Raw genomic sequence first — 17,165 nt, 5'->3', positions numbered from 1 at the left:
GCTATTGGTCACACGGACAGCAACGGACTCCACCGACGGGGGGCGCGAGATGAACGTACTGCAGGGCACCACTTCCAGCGCAGTTGTCACGCGTCTTCACGACGTCACACGGAGCACCGAGAAGTCCGGTGCTGTGGGAGGGCGGGGGTGCTCGCACGGCGCCGGGCGTCAGCGCACGCAGACCGTGCACATGGCTGCGGTAGTGCCTGACGCATCTGTGGGGGGCAACGGGGGAACGGCGTACGGGGAGACCACGGGGGAAGGCGTTTCTGCGTCGGAGGCGGAGTTCACCGCCTACGTCCAGCAGCGCAGGGCCTCCCTGTACGCAACCGCCTACCACCTGACCGGTGACCGGTTCGAGGCCGAGGACTTGCTCCAGAGCGCACTGTTCTCGACGTACCGCGCCTGGGACAGGATCAGCGACAAGGCCGCGGTGGGCGGCTATTTGCGCCGCACGATGACCAATCTGCACATCAGTGCCTGGCGAAGGCGCAAGCTCAACGAATACCCGACCGAGGAGCTGCCGGAGACGGTGGGCGACACGGACGCGATGCGCGGCACCGAGCTGCGCGCCGTGCTCTGGCAGGCGCTCGCCCGGCTGCCCGAACTCCAGCGCACGATGCTGGTCCTGCGCTATTACGAGGGCCGCACCGACCCGGAGATCGCGGACATCCTCGACATCAGTGTCGGCACGGTGAAGTCCAGCATCTGGCGGTCACTCCGCCGGATGCGCGAGGACCAGGTCCTCAGCTTCGGCCGTGACGAGGAGGAGTCCTTCGGCGAGCTGGTGGCCTGAAGGATCGGGGGAGTCGCTGTTTCGGGGGAAACGGCGACAGCACGGGGGACCGCGGGGGAACGAGGGGGGACACGGGGGGTACGGGGGAACAGCAGGACCGGGGGCCGGGGGGTCCGTCCGGTCCTGCTTTTCTCTGTGCGGGTCCAGGTGCCTGCGCGCTTACGTTTCTGTGTGGCTACGCCGTCGCGCTGCGGGCCTTGACGCAGCGGCCCGCAGCCGCCGCGGCGAGCCGGCCCAGCGCCTCTTCCTTGCCGCAGGGATGCGCGCCCAGCGCGGCCTGCCGCGCGACGATCCCGGGCTCCGCCCGCATCAGCCGCCAGCCGCGCCGCAGCAGGAACGGCACGGACTTGCGGCCCTCGCGCAGATCGCGCGCCAGCCGCCGCCGGAAAGTCGTCGCGGGGCGACCGCGCAGACAGATCGCGTCCGCGAGCACGCCAAGACTCTGACAGCGGGCGACGATGTCCGCGGCGAAAATCCCCTCGGCCACAAACAGCGGTGTGCGCTCGATGTCGAGCCTTTCCTTGTCCACGCGCGAGCTGGTGGCGATGGAGTACACGGGAACGGTCGTACGTCCCGTTCGGCACAGCTCCTCGATCGCGGCGACGGCGGCGTCCGCGTCCCAGGACAGCGGGGAGTCCCAGTCGATGTCCGTACTGCCCGCGACCTGTGGAAGCGACGGATCGTCGCCCTCCTTGTAGAAGTCGTCGAGGCGCAGTACGGGCAGGCCCGTACGGGCGGCGAGGGACGACTTCCCGGAGCCGGAAGGACCTGTCAGCAGGACGACGCGCGTGGGTATCGGGGATGAGCTCACGGAAAACTATTGTGCGGCATTGGACCGGGCAGGGGACCCGTCCGTGTTGGCGTTGGTATCGGGAGTCCAGTTTCAACTACTCTGCGTATCTTCACGATTACCCAGCCAGGCGGGAACCCCTGATCCTCATGTCACGACACGCAGCATCCAAGTCCCCCCGGCGCGCCCTGCTGCGCGCAGGTCTGACCCTCACGGCCGCGGGGGCGGCCCTCGCGTCGGGCGGTGCGGCGCAGGCGGCGCCGGCGCCCGACCTCGCGCAGTCGGCCGGCGTCACTCATCTGCTCGACGAACTCGACAGTGCGGCCCCGGTCCAGGTCGCGACCACTGCGCTCGGCTACGCGACCGCGGGCGGGATCGCCCCGCTCAAGGACCTCCGGCTGAACCCGCTGGCGGGCACGGGCGTGGACCCGCTGGACAATGTGGTGGGCACCCAGATCGCCGACTTCAAGCCGCTCAGCACGGCCCTGGTGACGAACCCGCTGACCGCGGGCGGCGCCCCGAAGGACCTGCCGATCGTGGGCGACGTCGTGTCCGCGCTGCCGGGCTGAGCGAAGCCGTACGCGCGGAAGTAGTACGCGAGATGGCCCCTGCACCGCCGTCGGGCGGTACGGGGGCCATCTTGTGGCGGCGCGGGGTCAGTACGCCGAGCCGGACGCGCCCAGCGAACCCGTCGGGTGCCAGACCGTCTTCGTTTCCAGGAACGCGGTCATGCGGTGCGTGCCCGGGTCCGCCGACCAGTCGACGGTGTCCACAGCCTGTGGACGCAGGACGCGCTTGAGGTTGTCCGCCGCCGCGATCTCCAGCTCCGTCGCGAGCGCGGTGTCCGCGCCCGTGAGGTCGATCGCGTTGACATCCTGGTGCGAAGCCAGCGACGGGGTGATCTCCGCCGTGCGGCCGGTGAGGATATTGACCACCCCGCCCGGGACGTCGGAGGTCGCGAGCACCTCGCCCAGCGACAGGGCGGGCAGCGGGGACTTCTCCGAGGCGACGACGACCACCGTGTTGCCGGTCGCGATGGCCGGGGCGACGACGGACACCAGGCCCAGGAGCGACGAGTCCTGCGGGGCGATCACCGTGACCACGCCCGTCGGCTCCGGCGTCGAGAGGTTGAAGAACGGCCCCGCGACCGGGTTCGCACCGCCGACGATCTGGGCGATCTTGTCGGTCCAGCCCGCGTACCAGACCCAGCGGTCGATCGCCGCGTCCACGACGGCCGCGGCCTTCGGCTTCGACAGGCCCTCGGCCTCGGCCACTTCGCGCACGAACTGGTCCCTGCGGCCCTCCAGCATCTCGGCGACTCGGTAGAGGACCTGGCCGCGGTTGTACGCCGTGGCGCCCGACCAGCCGCCGAACGCCTTGCGCGCGGCGACGACCGCGTCACGCGCGTCCTTGCGGGACGAGAGAGGTGCGTTGGCGAGCCAATTGCCCTTGCTGTCCTGCACCTCGTACACCCGGCCGCTCTCGCTGCGGGGGAACTTGCCCCCGACGTACAGCTTGTAGGTCTTGAAGACACTCAGTCGCCGCGCGGCGGAGCCGCTGATTGGTTCGCGCTCAGACATTGAGGTACGCCTCCAGGCCGTGACGGCCGCCTTCACGGCCGTAGCCCGACTCCTTGTAGCCGCCGAAGGGCGAGGTCGGGTCGAACTTGTTGAACGTGTTGGCCCACACCACGCCCGCACGGAGCTTGCCGGCCACCGCGAGGATGCGGGAGCCCTTCTCCGTCCAGATGCCGGCGGACAGGCCGTACTGGCTGTTGTTGGCCTTGGCGACGGCCTCGTCGGGGGTGCGGAAGGACAGCACCGAGAGGACCGGGCCGAAGATCTCGTCGCGCGCGACGGTGTGCGCCTGGGTGACGTTGGTGAAGAGCGTCGGGGCGAACCAGTAGCCGGAGGAGGGCAGTTCGCACGGCGCGGTCCAGCGCTCGGCGCCCTCCGCCTCGCCCGTCTCGGTGAGTGCGGTGATACGGGCCAGCTGCTCGGCGGAGTTGATCGCGCCGATGTCGGTGTTCTTGTCCAGCGGGTCACCCAGGCGCAGCGTGGAGAGCCTGCGCTTGAGGCTGTCAAGCAGCTCGTCCTGGATCGATTCCTGGACCAGCAGCCGCGAGCCCGCGCAGCAGACCTGCCCCTGGTTGAAGAAGATGCCGGTGACGATGCCCTCGACGGCCTGGTCGATGGGGGCGTCGTCGAACACGATGTTCGCGCCCTTGCCGCCCAGCTCCAGGGTGACCTTCTTCGACGTACCGGCAACGGAACGGGCAATGGCCTTGCCGACGTTGGTGGAGCCGGTGAACGCGACCTTGTTGACGTCCGGGTGCCCGACGAGGGCCGCGCCCGCGTCGCCGTAGCCGGGCAGGATGTTGACGACGCCGCGCGGGAGGCCCGCCTGGCGGCAGATGTCGGCGAAGAAGAGCGCGGACAGCGGGGTCGTCTCGGCGGGCTTGAGCACCACCGTGTTGCCGGTGGCGAGCGCCGGGGCGATCTTCCACGCGAGCATCAGGAGGGGGAAGTTCCAGGGGATGACCTGGCCGGCGACGCCCAGTGGCCGGGGGTTCGCGCCGTAGCCCGCGTGGTCGAGCTTGTCGGCCCAGCCCGCGTAGTAGAAGAAGTGCGCGGCGACCAGCGGGAGGTCCGCGTCGCGGGTCTCGCGGATCGGCTTGCCGTTGTCGAGGGTTTCCAGGACGGCCAGCTCGCGCGAGCGCTCCTGGATGATCCGCGCGATACGGAACAGGTACTTGGCGCGCTCGGCGCCGGGCAGCGCCGACCACTTCTCGAAGGCCTTGCGGGCGGCCTTCACGGCCCGGTCCACGTCCTCGGTGCCCGCGCGGGCGACCTCGGAGAGGACTTCCTCGGTGGACGGGCTGACGGTCTTGAAGACCTGGCCGTCGGCCGCTTCGGTGAACTCGCCGTCGATGAACAGGCCGTAGCTCGGCGCGATGTCGACGACGGAACGGGACTCGGGTGCGGGAGCGTACTCAAAAGCCATGGTCAGTCCACCGTCACGTAATCGGGGCCGGAGTAGCGGCCGGTGCTGAGCTTCTGACGCTGCATCAGCAGGTCGTTCAGCAGCGAGGAGGCGCCGAAGCGGAACCACTCGTTGCTGAGCCAGTCGTCGCCGGCCGTCTCGTTGACCAGCACCAGGAACTTGACCGCGTCCTTGGTGGTGCGGATGCCGCCGGCCGGCTTCACGCCGACCTGCACCCCGGTCTGGATGCGGAAGTCGCGGACGGCTTCCAGCATCAGCATGGTGTTGGGGGGTGTCGCGTTGACCGCGACCTTGCCGGTCGAGGTCTTGATGAAGTCGGCGCCGGCCAGCATGCCGAGCCAGGAGGCGCGGCGGATGTTGTCGTACGTCGCCAGCTCACCGGTCTCGAAGATGACCTTGAGGCGGGCGTGGTCGCCGCACTCGGCCTTCACGGCCACGATCTCCTCGTAGACCTTGAGGTAGTGGCCGGTCAGGAACGCGCCCCGGTCGATCACCATGTCGATCTCGTCGGCCCCGGCGGCAATGGCGTCGCGTACGTCCGCGAGCTTCACCGGCAGCGCGGCGCGGCCGGCCGGAAACGCGGTGGCGACGGAGGCGACCTTGACGCCGGTCCCGGCCAGCGCCTCCTTGGCGGTCGCCGCCATGTCCGGATAGACGCAGATCGCGGCGACCCGGGGGGTCGTGCGGTCGGTCGGGTCGGGATGGGCGCCCTTGGCGCAGAGCGCCCGGACCTTGCCCGGGGTATCCGCGCCTTCGAGCGTGGTCAGGTCGATCATCGAAATGGCCAGGTCGATGGCGTAAGCCTTCGCCGTGGTCTTGATCGAACGGGTGCCGAGGGACGCGGCGCGCGCTTCGAGGCCGACGGTGTCTACGCCGGGCAACCCGTGCAGGAAGCGGCGCAGCGCACCGTCGGACGCGGTGGCGTCGACGAATGCGGGTGCAGTGGTGGGCATGGTCACCAGGGGAGCATATCTACGCGCGTAGCGGCCTGTACAGTCCCGGATCGCGGTTGGCTGTCGAACCCGGGGCGTACCGGCGCCGCGACCCGTGCCGCGGCCGGTGGTGTACGGCCCGTGGCGGCGCCGCGGGCACGCTTCGGCGGGTACGTTGCCGTACCGCAATGTCCCCGCGGCTCCCCCTCGTCGCCGGTCAGGCAGAATCGGCGTCATGACAAGCAGCCCCAAACCGAGTGCCGAGCCGACCTACGCCGACCGGACCTATCGGTCGCCCTCCGCCATGGTGGGAGGCGTCCTGCTGCTCGCGCTGGGCGTCTGGATCGGCGGTGACGCGGTGGTGCGCGGTGACGGACGTACGCCGTGGGTGGCGCTGGCCGGGCTGCTGTTCGTCGTGCCGCTGGTCGTCGCGTACACGCTGCGGCCCGCCGTCTTCGCCGGCGACGACCGGATGAAGGTCCGCAATCCCTTCCGTACGATCACGCTGCCCTGGGGGTCCGTCGAGGGCGTGCAGGCCGGTTACTCCAGCGAGGTACTCGCGGACGGCAAGAAGTACCAGCTGTGGGCGGTCCCCGTCTCCCTGCGCCAGCGCAAGCGGGTCGCCCGCCGGCAGACCAAGGCCGCGCACGACGACCCGTATGGCAGGACCTCCGTGTCCGCCGACGTCACCGACACACACGCCCGCAAGGCCATCGCAGACCAGACCATCGGCGATCTGCGCGCGCAGGCGGAGCGGTTCGCCGCGGAGCCGTCGGCCCAGGGCGCCCCCATGGTGCGCTGGGCGTACGAGGTCGTCGCGCCGAGCGCGGTGGGCGCGGTGCTGCTGATCGTGCTGCTCGTCGTCGGCTGAGGCCACTGAGCTCACTGAGCTCACTGAGCCGAGGCCGAGCCCGTTCTACGGCGGGCCCGTCCACAGCAGGTGCGTGTACGCCCCGAACCACACCGACGACAGCGTCATGCCGCCCATCACCAGCACCGCGACCAGCGGTCTCGCCCGCACCACGGCGAGCGCGATCGGCAGCAGCAGCGGGAAGCCCGGCACCAGGAAGCGGGCGCGCGGGAAGTAGACGCCGCCGCTGCCGATGACCACCAGCAGCAGGATGCCGGTGAAGACCAGCAGCGGGAGCGGCAGACGGTCGGCCAGGCACAGCAGGAACAGGGCGACGGAGACGATCAGCACAACCGTCACCACCACCAGGAACAGCTGCGGCCTGGACTGGTACAGCAGGAATTGCCGCATCTCGCGCAGCGTGTCGGCGCCGCCGTCCCACTCGTTGAGCCACAGCTTCTGCACGGCGAAGTAGCCGTCCCAGCGGCCGAGGCGCAGGCCCACCCAGGCGACGTAACCGAACCAGCCCAGCGGGGCGAGCAGCCCGCCGGCGACGACCGCCCGGTCGACGCGCCGCTCGCGTCGCCACGACCGCCACAGGACCGTCATCGCGGTCACCGATACGGCCGCCGCGACCGTGACACCGGTCGGGCGGGTCAGCCCGGCCAGCGCGGCGAGCGAACCGGCCCACAGCCAGCGGCCGGTGAGTACGGCGTACAGCGCCCACGCCGTCAGCGCGGTGAACAGGGCCTCCGTGTAGCCCATCCACTGGACGATCGCGACCGGCGTCGAGCCCCAGAGCACTGTCAGTGCGGCGGCGACACGACGGCCGTACAGGCGGTCGCCGATCGCGAAGATGCCCCAGGCTGCGACCAGGGAGCAGGCCACCGCGAGCAGCAGCCCGACCGAGGCGCGCGAGCCGGGTGTGACGCCTGCGACGGCCTTGACGAGCACCGGGTAGAGCGGGAAGAAGGCCAGGTTGTTGCTGTTGCGGGCGGTGCCGAGAGCCGAGTCGTACCCCTGGTCGGCGATCTCCAGGTACCAGTGGGAGTCCCAGGAGGTGGCGAGGGCGGGCCACAGGCCGTGGCCCCTGAGATGGGACCAGTGGGAGAGCACCACGACGCCGAGCAGCCGTACGGCGACGTACCCGAGCAGCGCGGGGGCGGCCCGCCGCAGCGAGCGCACCACCCGCTCCCGCGCCCGCTCGCGCCTGACCTGGAAGGTGGGGGCGGACCGGCGGGGGGCCCGGTGGTGGCGGTCGGTCACCGGGGGTGCGGTCGGGGGCACTGCGGCAGCTCCTGGGACTCGGCGGGGGTACCGGGTCACCCTTCTCCCGTGATCGGGAAAAGGCACGGGGGCTGCGACAACTGCCGTACCGAAATCACTCGTTCGGGCAGTCGGTCCCCGGTTCGGGAACCGACTGCCCGTCAGGGTGTCGCTCGTGTCGTATGTGTGTACGTGTCGTACGTGCCGCTCGGATCGCTCGAATGCGGGCGGCGGTCGCTCAGATTCCGGCGGCTGCCGACAGGTCGCGCTTGATCGCGGCGAGAATCGCGTCCGCGCGGGTACGGGCCGCCGCGAGGCCGTCCCGACCGGCGACCGGCACAACGGCCTCCAGATAGCACTTGAGCTTGGCCTCGGTGCCGCTCGGCCGCACGATGACCCGGGCCTTCACCTCGCCGTCCAGGTGGTAGCGCAGCCCGTCGGTGGGCGGCAGCAGCTCGGTGCCCTCGCTGAGATCCTCGGCGGTGACGACCGTGAGGCCCGCGAGCGCGGCGGGCGGCTGCTCGCGCAGGCGGCGCATGGCGTTCGCGATGACCGTCAGGTCCTCGACGCGCACCGACAGCTGGTCGGTGGCGTGCAGACCGTGCTCGACGGCGAGGTCGTCGAGGCGGTCCAGGAGCGTGCGGCCCTGCTCCTTGAGCTCCGAGGCCAGCTCGGCGACGGCGAGCGCGGCGGTGATGCCGTCCTTGTCGCGTACGCCCTCGGGGTCGACGCAGTAGCCGAGGGCCTCCTCGTAGCCGTAGCGCAGGCCGTCGACGCGGGCGATCCACTTGAAACCGGTGAGCGTCTCGGCGTAGCCGACCCCCGCCGCCTGCGCGATGCGGCCGAGCAGCGACGACGACACGATCGACTCGGCGAAGGTGCCCACGGCGCCGTGCGCCACGAGGTGCGAGGCCAGCAGCGCGCCGACCTCGTCGCCGCGCAGCATCCGCCAGCCACTGCCCGCCGCCGGGTCGGGGACGGCCACCGCGCAGCGGTCCGCGTCCGGGTCGTTGGCGATGATCAGGTCGGGGGCGGGCTCGGCGCGCCGGGCCGTCGCGAAGGCCAGGTCCATGGCCCCCGGCTCCTCCGGATTGGGGAAGGCGACCGTGGGGAAGTCCGGGTCGGGCTCGGCCTGTTCGGCGACGAGCACGGGCGCGGGGAAACCGGCCCGCGCGAAGGCGGCCGTCAGGACGTCCTTGCCGACGCCGTGCATGGCCGTGTAGACGGCGCGCGCGGTGCGGGGGGTGCCGGGGGTGAGGACGGCGTCCGTACGCGCGAGATAGGCCTCCAGGACCTCCTCGTCCAGCACGAACCAGCCGTCGTCAGGGCGCGGTACGTCGTGCAGCGACGCCACGGCTGCGATCTCGGCCGCGATCTCGGCGTCGGCGGGCGGCACGATCTGCGAGCCGTCGCCGAGGTAGACCTTGTAGCCGTTGTCGCGGGGCGGGTTGTGGCTCGCGGTGACCTCGACGCCCGCGACGGCGCCCAGGTGCCTTATGGCGAAGGCCAGGACGGGGGTGGGCAGCGGGCGGGGCAGGACGGCGGCACGCAGGCCGGCGCCGGTCATGACCGCGGCGGTGTCGCGGGCGAAGTCGGCGCTCTTGTGGCGGGCGTCGTAGCCGATGACGACCAGACCGTCGGTCTCGCCCTGCGCCTTGAGGTACGCGGCGAGGCCGGCGGCGGCGCGGATGACCACCGAGCGGTTCATGCGCATCGGGCCCGCGCCGAGCTCTCCGCGCAGCCCGGCCGTGCCGAACTGGAGGGTGCCGGCGAAGCGCACGCCGAGCTCGCTCAGGTCCTCGGTGTCGATGAGCTTGGCGAGCTCTTCGCGGGTGTCGCTGTCCGGGTCCTCGGCCAGCCAGGCCTGCGCCTGTGCGATCAGGTCCTGCTGCACGATGGTCCACCTCTCGTCCGTGGTGCGGTGTGGTGCGCCTGCGGCGGGCTTGTCCCCTACCCGCCCCTTCCCGCTGTGACATTGTGCGGCTGCTGCCGCGTGGGGGCTCCGCCCCGCTTCGGGAACCCCCGGGCAAGGTCAGATGCGGTGCAGGACCTTCGACAGGAGCTCGCCCATGCGGGTCGCCGAGTCGCGGCCCGCCTGGAGGACCTCCTCGTGGTTGAGGGGCTCGCCGGTCAGGCCCGCTGCCAGGTTCGTGACGAGGGAGATGCCGAGCACCTCCGCGCCCGCCTCACGGGCCGCGATGGCCTCCAGGACCGTGGACATGCCGACCAGGTCGCCGCCCAGCACTCGGACCATGTTGATCTCGGCGGGCGTCTCGTAATGCGGGCCGGGGAACTGGACGTACACGCCCTCTTCGAGCGACGCGTCGACCTCCTTGCACATCGCGCGCAGCCGCGGCGAGTACAGGTCCGTCAGGTCGACGAAGTTCGCACCGATGATCGGCGAGGTCGCCGTCAGGTTGATGTGGTCGCTGATCAGGACCGGCTGGCCGGGGCGCATGCCGGGGCGCAGACCGCCGCAGCCGTTCGTCAGGACGATGGTCTTGCAGCCGGCGGCCACCGCGGTGCGCACGCCGTGGGCGACCGAGGCGACGCCGCGGCCTTCGTAGTAGTGCGTACGGCCGAGGAAGACCAGGGCGCGCTTGTCGCCGATCTTGTAGGAGCGGACCGTGCCCGAGTGGCCGGCGACGGCGGGCTCCGGGAAGCCCGGCAGCTCGGTGACGGCGAACTCGTGCTCGGGCGCGCCCAGCGCCTCCGCGGCGGGCAGCCAGCCCGAGCCCATCACAAGAGCGACGTCATGGGTCTCGGCACCGGTCAGCTCGCGCAGCCGCGCCGCGGCGGCGTCGGCGATGGCGTGGGGGTCGGCGGGTCCGTCGGCGAGGGCCGGAATAACAGATGCGTTCACGCGGACGAGGGTAGCCGGTTCTGGCCTACGCGCGTAGATGTCACTGCCGACGGTATTGCGATCGTTGCTTTGGCGGTTCCGACGAACGCCGCAGGGGCCGGCTGCCGCGCGCGCTCAGCAGGGCCGCTTGCGCAGTTCCATCACGTAGTCGTGCGGGGCGCCCGCCGATTCGGCCGCGTCCGCGAGCTCCCCCAGGTAGCGCGCCGACGGCAGCCCGCCCTCGTACCCGTTGAGTACGTACAGCCAGGTCGCGTCCTCGCCCTCCAGCGTGTGCACGCGCACCCGCATCCGGCGGTAGATGTCCAGGCCCACGCCTTCCCATCGGTCCATGGAGTCCTCGTCCATGGGGGCGATGTCGTAGAGCGCGACGAAGACCTGTGAGCGCGGGGCCTCCACGATCGTGGCGAGCGCACCCTCCCAGCCCATCGACTCCCCGCCGAAGGTCAGCCGCCAGCCGTTGAGCCAGCCGGTGCTGCGCAGCGGAGAGTGCGGGGCGCGGCGGGTCATGAGCCGCGCGTCGAGGTTGCCGGCGTACGCGGCGTAGAGCGACATGTGATCGAGGGTACGGGAGGGTCCCGCGCGGCGGCTCCCGTAGCGGGTCGGAGGTGTTCCGGAGAGCCGCCGGGGATCGCCTGCCGCCGTTTGGAGGCCCCGGGGCGAAGCACCTTGGCGCGTGCGGGACAATGGAGTACGTGACTCGGATCGTGATCATTGGCGGCGGACCCGGCGGATACGAGGCGGCCCTCGTGGGCGCCCAACTCGGCGCGGAGGTGACCGTCGTCGATTGCGACGGTCTGGGCGGGGCGTCGGTGCTCACCGACTGCGTCCCGTCCAAGACTCTGATCGCCACGGCCGAGGTGATGACGACCTTCGACTCTTCGTACGAGGAGTTGGGCATCATCGTCGCGGACGACACCCCGCACATCGACCAGGCGGCCCGTGTCGTCGGCGTGGACCTGGGCAAGGTCAACCGCCGGGTGAAGCGCCTCGCGCTCGCCCAGTCCCACGACATCACCGCCTCCGTCACCCGGGCCGGCGCCCGGGTGCTGCGCGGCCGGGCCCGTCTCGAAGGCCGGCAGGGCGCGGACGGCTCACGCACCGTGGTCGTGACCGACAGCGACGGCGGCGAGGAGCGCCTCACCGCCGACGCCGTGCTCCTCGCGACCGGCGCGCACCCGCGCGAGATCCCCGACGCCCTCCCCGACGGGGAGCGGATCCTGAACTGGACGCAGGTGTACGACCTGGACGAGCTCCCCCAGGAGCTCATCGTGGTGGGCTCCGGCGTGACGGGCGCCGAGTTCGCCGGCGCTTACCAGGCGCTCGGCTCACGCGTCACCCTGGTCTCCTCGCGCGACCGGGTGCTCCCCGGCGAGGACCCGGACGCCGCCGCCGTGCTTGAGGACGTCTTCCGGCGCCGCGGCATGAACGTGATGGCCCGCTCGCGCGCCGAGTCCGCCAAGCGGGTCGGCGACCGCGTCGAGGTGACGCTCTCCGACGGGCGTGTCATCTCCGGCACGCACTGCCTGATGGCCGTCGGCGCCATCCCGAACTCCGCGGGCCTGGGCCTGGAGGAGGCCGGGGTCCGGGTCAAGGACTCGGGCCACATCTGGACCGACCGGGTCTCGCGCACCAGCGCGCCCGGTGTGTACGCGGCGGGTGACGTGACCGGAGTGTTCGCGCTCGCGTCCGTCGCCGCCATGCAGGGCCGCATCGCGATGTACCACTTCCTCGGCGACGCGGTCACGCCGCTGAACCTCAAGACGGTCTCGTCGAACGTCTTCACCGACCCCGAGATCGCCACGGTCGGCTACAGCCAGGCCGACGTCGACTCGGGCAGGATCGACGCCCGCGCCGTGAAGCTGCCGCTGCTGCGCAACCCGCGCGCCAAGATGCTCGGCATCCGGGACGGCTTCGTCAAGATCTTCTGCCGGCCGGGTACGGGCATCGTGGTCGGCGGCTGCGTAGTGTCGCCGCGCGCCAGCGAGCTGATCCACCCGATCTCGATCGCCGTCGACAACAACCTGACCGTGGAACAGATCGCGAACGCCTTTACGGTGTACCCGTCCCTGTCGGGTTCGATCGCGGAGGTAGCGCGCCAGCTGCACTCCCGCAAGACGGCGGGCGAAGCGTAGGTCAGGCGTGCGCGGAAGGTGGCCCTCCGGCCTACGTGCCGGGCGTACGCCGCGTATACCACTTGTCGCTTCAGTTAGCGAACAACTTCTGTTATTCGGCGCAAACTGCTGAAAACTATCGGCCGGTCAGGTTACTGTCAGTTTCGTGTTCGCTGCAGAACGTCGCCAATTGATCCTCGAAATGGTGCGCGCCAACGGGGCTGTTTCGCTCCGTGAGCTCGCCCGTGTCGTCCAGACCTCCGAAGTGACCGTACGGCGGGACGTGCGAGCGCTGGAGGCAGAAGGACTCCTCGACCGCCGACATGGCGGTGCGGTATTGCCGGGCGGTTTTACGCGAGAGTCCGGCTTTCCGCAGAAATCCCATCTCGCGACCGCGGAGAAGACGGCCATCGCCGAACTCGCCGCGGGACTCGTCGAAGAGGGCGAAGCCATCGTCGTCGGCGCCGGTACGACCACGCAGGAGCTGGCCAGACGGCTCGCCCGGGTCCCCGGGCTCACCGTTGTCACCAACTCGCTGTTGGTTGCACAGGCCTTGGCGCACGCCAACCGCGTCGAAGTCGTCATGACCGGCGGCACCCTGCGTGGCTCGAATTATGCGCTGGTCGGCAGTGGGGCCGAGCAGTCCCTCCAGGGGCTGCGCGTCACCCGGGCCTTCCTGTCAGGGAGCGGCCTGACCGCGGAGCGCGGGCTCTCCACGTCCAACATGCTGTCGGCGAGCGTCGACAGGGCGCTGGTGCAGGCCGCCGCCGAGGTGGTGGTCCTCGCGGACCACACCAAGCTCGGCACCGACACCATGTTCCAGACGGTGCCGACGGACGTGATCACGCGACTCGTCACCGACGAGCCGCCGCCCCACGACGACCGTGCGGCCACCGAGCTGCAGGCCTTGGCCGACCAGGGTGTGCAGATCGCCGTCGCGGGTCCGGGAGCTGCGGCCTCCGGGGGTGATGGCGTCCCGACGGGGCGACAGCAGCCCCGCCGGGACATGCCGCTGCCGGGACAGCGGCGTACGCACCCGGGCGGCCCCATCCAGGGCGCCGGTGCGCAACTGCGCTCCGCAGCCACGTCCCTCGCGGAGCAGCAGTCGGGCTCCGGCGAGCGGGAGCGGGCGCGCGTCGCCGATCTGCGCCGCCGCTGACCGAAGACGGTCGGCACTGGATCGAAGCCGACCGGCACTCGACCGAAGTCGACCGGCGCAACGCGGTCGACGACCATCCGGTCAACGCACCACCGGCTACAGCCTCTTGGGCTCTTCCGCCCGCAGGCCCTTCAGGGTCAGCGTCAGCAGACGGTCGGCCAACTCCGGATCGTCCGGAGCCTGTTCGGCGGCCAGCGCGATGGCGTTGGTCAGCTGCATCAGGTCCCCGATGGAGACATCGGGCCTGACGGCGCCGCTCTCCTGAGCCCGTACGAGCAGCCGCTCGCCGGCCTCTCTCATTGGCGTGCTGCACCGTGCCAGCGCCGAACTGTCGTCGTGCGAGGCCGACATGAGCTCGCGGGCGAGGCCACGATACTCACCCGCATGAGTGACGATGTCGCGCAGCCAGGTCACCAGTGCCGTACAGGGGACCTCGCTGTCGGCGAGTGCGCGCGAATGCGCGAGCAGTTCGTCCACCGCGCCCTGGAAGACCGCGCTCATCAGCGCGTGCCGGTTGGGGAAGTGCCGGTAGAGCGTGCCGATGCCCACCCCGGCGCGGCGGGCGACGTCCTCCAGTGAGGCGTCCGTGCCGTGCTCCGCGAACGCGGAGCGGGCCTCGTCGAGCAGTCGCTCGTAGTTGCGGCGCGCGTCGGCGCGCATGGGCCGCCGTGCGGACGTCGCCGATGCGGTCGCCGACGTCTGTGCACCGACCTGTGCGCTGCTGGTCGCCATTGCGCCGCCCTTCTCCGTGTCTGCCGGTGCCGCTGGTCTCCAGGATGCCATTGGGCACATTCGCTGGGGGCGCCGCGGCCCGCTTGACGTACACACCCGCAGGTGAGTACTGTTTGCCTCATGGATACCTACGCGCTTGTCGAGGCCCGGAATCAGCTCGGCCAGCTGGTCGGCCGCGTGCGCCACGGGCACGAGCACATTCTGATCAGCGAGTACGGGAAGCCGGCGGCTGCGCTGATCCCGATAGGAGAGCTGGAAGAGCTCCAGCGTCTGCGTGACGAGGCAGACATTGCCGAGATCCGCGCCCGACGTGCAAATCCTGGCGGCGCGACGTTGACGCACGAGGAGTTCATGGAGCAGCTCGAGGCCGAGGACCGGCAGGTTGAACGGTGACGTACACGCTGGTGTGGGAATACCCGGCGATGGCCGAGTTTCGTCGGCTGCGGGAGGTGGACCCAGGTGGGGCCAAGGCTTGCGCAATCGCCGTACAGGAGCTGACTGCTGACCCGTGTCCGGCAGCTGCTGCGCAACTGGCAGGGTCCGGTTACTACCGACTCCGTGTGGGGCGCTGGCGTGTCCTGTACGAGATCGTCGACGAGACGGTGACCGTGCATGTGGCCAAGGTGGGCCGTGTCGCCTGACGTACCGGCAGAAGCAGAAATTGAGGGCCCCGCCGAGATCGGCGGGGCCCTCAACTCATGCACGGCCGGACGTCAGTCCTTGATCTCGCAGATCATCGCGCCCGAGGTGACGGACGCGCCGACCTCCGCCGCCAGGCCCTTGACGGTGCCCGAGCGGTGCGCGTTCAGGGGCTGCTCCATCTTCATAGCCTCCAGGACGACAACGAGGTCGCCCTCCTTGACCTCCTGGCCCTCCTCGACCGCGACCTTGACGATCGTGCCCTGCATCGGGGACGCGAGGGTGTCGCCGGAAGCCGCCGCAGCGGACTTCTTGGCGGCGCGGCGCTTGGGCTTGGCGCCGCCTGCCGCGGCGGTGCGGGCCAGCGTCATGCCCAGCGAGGACGGCAGCGAGACCTCAAGGCGCTTGCCACCGACCTCGACGACGACCGTCTCGCGGCCCGGCTCGTCCTCGGTGTCCACATCGGTGGGGATGAACGCCGGTACGTCGTTGACGAACTCGGTCTCGATCCAGCGGGTGTGCACCCTGAACGGGTCGGCGGTGAAGGCCGGGTCGACGACCACCTTGCGGTGGAACGGGATGGCCGTGGCCATGCCCTCGACGTTGAACTCGCCCAGTGCGCGGGAGGCGCGCTGGAGCGCCTGCTCGCGGGTGGCGCCGGTGACGATGAGCTTGGCGAGCAGCGAGTCCCAGGCCGGGCCGATGACCGAGCCCGACTCGACGCCCGCGTCCAGCCGCACGCCGGGGCCCGACGGGGGGGCGAAGGTGGTGACGGTGCCCGGGGCGGGCAGGAAGCCGCGGCCCGGGTCCTCGCCGTTGATGCGGAACTCGAAGGAGTGGCCGCGCACGGCGGGGTCGCCGTAGCCGAGCTCTTCGCCGTCCGCGATGCGGAACATCTCGCGGACCAGGTCGATGCCGGTGACCTCTTCGGTAACCGGGTGCTCCACCTGGAGGCGGGTGTTGACCTCCAGGAAGGAGATCGTGCCGTCGACCCCGACGAGGAACTCGACGGTGCCGGCGCCGACGTAGCCAGCCTCCTTGAGGATGGCCTTCGACGCGGCGTAAAGCTCGGCGTTCTGGGCGTCGCTCAGGAAGGGCGCGGGTGCCTCTTCGACGAGCTTCTGGTGCCTGCGCTGGAGCGAGCAGTCACGCGTCGATACGACGACGACGTTGCCGTGGCTGTCGGCCAGGCACTGGGTCTCGACGTGCCGCGGCTTGTCGAGGTAACGCTCGACGAAGCACTCGCCGCGGCCGAAGGCGGCAACGGCCTCGCGAACCGCGGAGTCGTACAGCTCCGGGATCTCTTCGATCGTACGGGCGACCTTCAGGCCGCGACCGCCGCCGCCGAAGGCCGCCTTGATGGCGACCGGCAGACCGTTCTGTTCGGCGAACACCACGACTTCGTCCGAGCCGGTGACCGGGTCCGGCGTGCCGGCGACCAGCGGCGCGCCCGCGCGCTGCGCGATGTGCCGGGCCGCGACCTTGTCACCCAGGTCGCGGATGGCCTGCGGCGGCGGGCCGATCCAGGTGAGGCCCGCGTCCAGGACGGCCTGCGCGAATTCGGCGTTCTCGGACAGGAATCCGTAGCCGGGGTGAATGGCGTCGGCACCCGAGTCCTTGGCCGCCTGGAGCACCTTGGCCATGTCCAGGTAGCTGGCGGCCGGGGTGTCACCGCCCAGGGCGAATGCCTCGTCGGCCGCGCGGACATGCAGAGCATCCCGGTCCGGGTCGGCGTAGACGGCTACGCTCGCGATCCCGGCGTCTCGGCATGCTCGGGCAACGCGGACAGCGATTTCGCCACGGTTGGCGATGAGCACCTTGCGCACGATGGCTCCCTCCTTGAAACAAGCTGATTTTAGGGACTGCCGACACGACGTTACGACCCGTCCCCAATGGTGAGCTTGCCCACACAGAGCGTGTTCGAGGTCCGCGCGAGTCCTGAATTCCCTTGTCGCATCACGGTACGACGGGTTTCCCCACCGAACAGTAGCCTTCCTGTGTGGGCAAGGTCTCTGTTGCAGGGG

At 70.7% G+C, this 17,165-nt stretch carries 17 protein-coding genes; 7 read left to right on the top strand and 10 right to left on the bottom strand.

Annotated elements, in window-relative coordinates; genetic code table 11:
• Nucleotides 1-49: 49 nt before the first annotated feature.
• Complete coding sequence (locus ABCR94_RS24395; RefSeq protein ID WP_347122178.1) at nt 50-796, top strand: SigE family RNA polymerase sigma factor; 747 nt, start codon at nt 50-52, stop codon at nt 794-796.
• A gap of 175 nt (nt 797-971) precedes the next feature.
• Here the strand turns inward: ABCR94_RS24395 and ABCR94_RS24390 are convergent, their stop codons facing one another.
• A complete protein-coding gene (locus ABCR94_RS24390) occupies nt 972-1,607 on the bottom strand; it encodes a uridine kinase family protein (protein ID WP_347122176.1) in 636 nt (211 codons plus the stop codon).
• 128 nt (nt 1,608-1,735) lie between these two features.
• Between ABCR94_RS24390 and ABCR94_RS24385 the strand changes: the two genes are divergently transcribed.
• The gene (locus ABCR94_RS24385; RefSeq protein WP_347122174.1) at nt 1,736-2,155 is read left to right on the top strand and encodes a hypothetical protein; all 420 of its coding nucleotides are present in this window, start codon (nt 1,736-1,738) and stop codon (nt 2,153-2,155) included.
• Between the two features lie 87 nt (nt 2,156-2,242).
• On the opposite strand, the gene ABCR94_RS24380 is transcribed toward ABCR94_RS24385, so the two are convergent.
• From ABCR94_RS24380 to deoC, 3 genes are read right to left on the bottom strand one after another with little or no spacing between them, the layout of a single operon-like run.
• Nucleotides 2,243-3,166 (bottom strand): aldehyde dehydrogenase family protein, encoded by a 924-nt coding sequence (locus ABCR94_RS24380; RefSeq protein ID WP_347122172.1) that lies wholly within the window; start codon nt 3,164-3,166, stop codon nt 2,243-2,245.
• Nucleotides 3,159-4,595: an aldehyde dehydrogenase family protein gene (locus ABCR94_RS24375; protein ID WP_347122496.1), complete on the bottom strand. Its 1,437-nt coding sequence runs from the start codon at nt 4,593-4,595 to the stop codon at nt 3,159-3,161. Before ABCR94_RS24375 ends, ABCR94_RS24380 begins: the two co-directional genes overlap by 8 nt.
• A complete protein-coding gene (gene deoC / locus ABCR94_RS24370) occupies nt 4,592-5,542 on the bottom strand; it encodes a deoxyribose-phosphate aldolase (protein WP_347122171.1) in 951 nt (316 codons plus the stop codon). Before deoC ends, ABCR94_RS24375 begins: the two co-directional genes overlap by 4 nt.
• A gap of 214 nt (nt 5,543-5,756) precedes the next feature.
• On the opposite strand from deoC, the gene ABCR94_RS24365 reads away from it, so the two are divergent.
• On the top strand, nt 5,757-6,392 hold the full coding sequence (locus ABCR94_RS24365) for a PH domain-containing protein (RefSeq protein ID WP_347122169.1): 636 nt from the start codon (nt 5,757-5,759) through the stop codon (nt 6,390-6,392).
• Between the two features lie 45 nt (nt 6,393-6,437).
• Here the strand turns inward: ABCR94_RS24365 and ABCR94_RS24360 are convergent, their stop codons facing one another.
• The 4 genes from ABCR94_RS24360 to ABCR94_RS24345 all read right to left on the bottom strand — a co-directional run bounded on the left by ABCR94_RS24360 (nt 6,438) and on the right by ABCR94_RS24345 (nt 11,052).
• Nucleotides 6,438-7,658 carry a glycosyltransferase family 39 protein gene (locus ABCR94_RS24360; protein WP_347122168.1) on the bottom strand — a complete coding sequence of 407 codons (1,221 nt, stop codon included), beginning with the start codon at nt 7,656-7,658 and terminating at the stop codon, nt 6,438-6,440.
• Between the two features lie 217 nt (nt 7,659-7,875).
• On the bottom strand, nt 7,876-9,531 hold the full coding sequence (locus tag ABCR94_RS24355) for a phospho-sugar mutase (protein ID WP_347122166.1): 1,656 nt from the start codon (nt 9,529-9,531) through the stop codon (nt 7,876-7,878).
• A gap of 138 nt (nt 9,532-9,669) precedes the next feature.
• Nucleotides 9,670-10,500, bottom strand: a complete 831-nt coding sequence (locus ABCR94_RS24350) for a purine-nucleoside phosphorylase (protein WP_347122164.1) — start codon at nt 10,498-10,500, stop codon at nt 9,670-9,672.
• Nucleotides 10,501-10,614: 114 nt separating this feature from the next.
• The gene (locus tag ABCR94_RS24345; RefSeq protein WP_283520925.1) at nt 10,615-11,052 is read right to left on the bottom strand and encodes a gamma-glutamylcyclotransferase family protein; all 438 of its coding nucleotides are present in this window, start codon (nt 11,050-11,052) and stop codon (nt 10,615-10,617) included.
• 131 nt (nt 11,053-11,183) lie between these two features.
• Between ABCR94_RS24345 and ABCR94_RS24340 the strand changes: the two genes are divergently transcribed.
• Together ABCR94_RS24340 and ABCR94_RS24335 are read left to right on the top strand one after the other, a co-directional pair.
• The gene (locus ABCR94_RS24340; protein WP_347122162.1) at nt 11,184-12,632 is read left to right on the top strand and encodes an NAD(P)H-quinone dehydrogenase; all 1,449 of its coding nucleotides are present in this window, start codon (nt 11,184-11,186) and stop codon (nt 12,630-12,632) included.
• Nucleotides 12,633-12,777: 145 nt separating this feature from the next.
• A complete protein-coding gene (locus ABCR94_RS24335) occupies nt 12,778-13,770 on the top strand; it encodes a DeoR/GlpR family DNA-binding transcription regulator (RefSeq protein WP_347122160.1) in 993 nt (330 codons plus the stop codon).
• A gap of 96 nt (nt 13,771-13,866) precedes the next feature.
• Here the strand turns inward: ABCR94_RS24335 and ABCR94_RS24330 are convergent, their stop codons facing one another.
• Nucleotides 13,867-14,430, bottom strand: coding sequence for a TetR/AcrR family transcriptional regulator (locus ABCR94_RS24330; protein WP_347122495.1), 564 nt, complete (start codon nt 14,428-14,430; stop codon nt 13,867-13,869).
• Nucleotides 14,431-14,622: 192 nt separating this feature from the next.
• On the opposite strand from ABCR94_RS24330, the gene ABCR94_RS24325 reads away from it, so the two are divergent.
• Together ABCR94_RS24325 and ABCR94_RS24320 are read left to right on the top strand one after the other, a co-directional pair.
• Entirely contained in the window at nt 14,623-14,895 is a 273-nt protein-coding gene (locus ABCR94_RS24325; RefSeq protein ID WP_347122158.1) for a type II toxin-antitoxin system Phd/YefM family antitoxin, read from the top strand.
• The gene (locus ABCR94_RS24320; RefSeq protein WP_347122157.1) at nt 14,892-15,143 is read left to right on the top strand and encodes a type II toxin-antitoxin system RelE family toxin; all 252 of its coding nucleotides are present in this window, start codon (nt 14,892-14,894) and stop codon (nt 15,141-15,143) included. The genes ABCR94_RS24325 and ABCR94_RS24320 overlap by 4 nt, the downstream gene beginning before the upstream one ends.
• 72 nt (nt 15,144-15,215) lie before the next feature.
• On the opposite strand, the gene ABCR94_RS24315 is transcribed toward ABCR94_RS24320, so the two are convergent.
• Nucleotides 15,216-16,967 (bottom strand): acetyl/propionyl/methylcrotonyl-CoA carboxylase subunit alpha, encoded by a 1,752-nt coding sequence (locus ABCR94_RS24315; protein WP_347122155.1) that lies wholly within the window; start codon nt 16,965-16,967, stop codon nt 15,216-15,218.
• Nucleotides 16,968-17,165 lie beyond the last annotated feature (198 nt).

The sequence above is a fragment of the Streptomyces changchenzhani genome, from assembly GCF_039766235.1.
GTDB lineage: Bacteria > Actinomycetota > Actinomycetes > Streptomycetales > Streptomycetaceae > Streptomyces.
Note: the sequence above shows the minus strand (reverse complement) of the source record. Positions and strands in the feature narration are given on the sequence as shown.